A 1,090-nucleotide genomic window follows, 5' to 3' on the forward strand; every position below is an offset into this window, starting at 1 on the left:
CGGTGTGATTCATGACTGGGGTGAAGTCGTAACAAGGTAGCCGTAGGGGAACCTGCGGCTGGATCACCTCCTTAATCGAAGATCGCAGCTTATTCATAAGCTCCCACACGAATTGCTTGATTCATTGTAGAAGACGATGCTGTAACGCGACCCTGTTATAGGTCTGTAGCTCAGTTGGTTAGAGCGCACCCCTGATAAGGGTGAGGTCGGCAGTTCAAATCTGCCCAGACCTACCAATTCAGGTGCAGATGATATACGGGGCCATAGCTCAGCTGGGAGAGCGCCTGCCTTGCACGCAGGAGGTCAGCGGTTCGATCCCGCTTGGCTCCACCACTATCTGGTTGCAGTCGTTAATGAGTAAGAGTTCAGAAATGAGCATTCTCTGCAGAGGCAGGGTGAATGTTGATTTCTGGTCTTTGACCAGTCGAAACATCGTTCTTTAAAAATTTGGGTATGTGATAGAAGTGACTGATTGATTACTTTCACTGGTAATTAATCTGGTCAAGGTAAAATTTGCGTTGTTCTCAAGTGCAAATTTTCGGCGAATGTCGTCTTCACGTTATAGACAGTAACCAGATTGCTTGGGGTTATATGGTCAAGTGAAGAAGCGCATACGGTGGATGCCTTGGCAGTCAGAGGCGATGAAAGACGTTGTAGCCTGCGATAAGCTTTGGGGAGTCGGCAAACAGACTGTGATCCAGAGATCTCTGAATGGGGGAACCCACCTAGCATAAGCTGGGTATCATGCACTGAATACATAGGTGCATGAGGCGAACCAGGGGAACTGAAACATCTAAGTACCCTGAGGAAAAGAAATCAACCGAGATTCCCTTAGTAGTGGCGAGCGAACGGGGACTAGCCCTTAAGTTGATTTGAGATTAGTGGAAGGCTCTGGAAAGTGCCGCCGTAGTGGGTGATAGCCCCGTACACGAAAATCTCTTGTCAATGAAATCGAGTAGGACGGAGCACGAGAAACTTTGTCTGAATATGGGGGGACCATCCTCCAAGGCTAAATACTACTGACTGACCGATAGTGAACCAGTACCGTGAGGGAAAGGCGAAAAGAACCCCGGAGAGGGGAGTGAAATAG

2 tRNA genes and 2 rRNA genes are annotated in these 1,090 nt (G+C 48.6%); all 4 read left to right on the forward strand.

Annotated features, from left to right (window positions below):
* Positions 1-74 (forward strand): 16S ribosomal RNA (locus BVH06_RS16690); the annotation flags it as partial.
* A gap of 85 nt (positions 75-159) precedes the next feature.
* A tRNA-Ile gene (locus BVH06_RS16695) sits at positions 160-236 on the forward strand.
* Positions 237-257: 21 nt separating this feature from the next.
* Positions 258-333: transfer RNA gene (locus BVH06_RS16700), tRNA-Ala, on the forward strand.
* Positions 334-593: 260 nt separating this feature from the next.
* Positions 594-1,090, forward strand: a 23S ribosomal RNA gene (locus tag BVH06_RS16705); the annotation flags it as partial.

Source organism: Pseudomonas sp. PA27(2017), from assembly GCF_001945445.1.
Taxonomy (GTDB): domain Bacteria; phylum Pseudomonadota; class Gammaproteobacteria; order Pseudomonadales; family Pseudomonadaceae; genus Aquipseudomonas.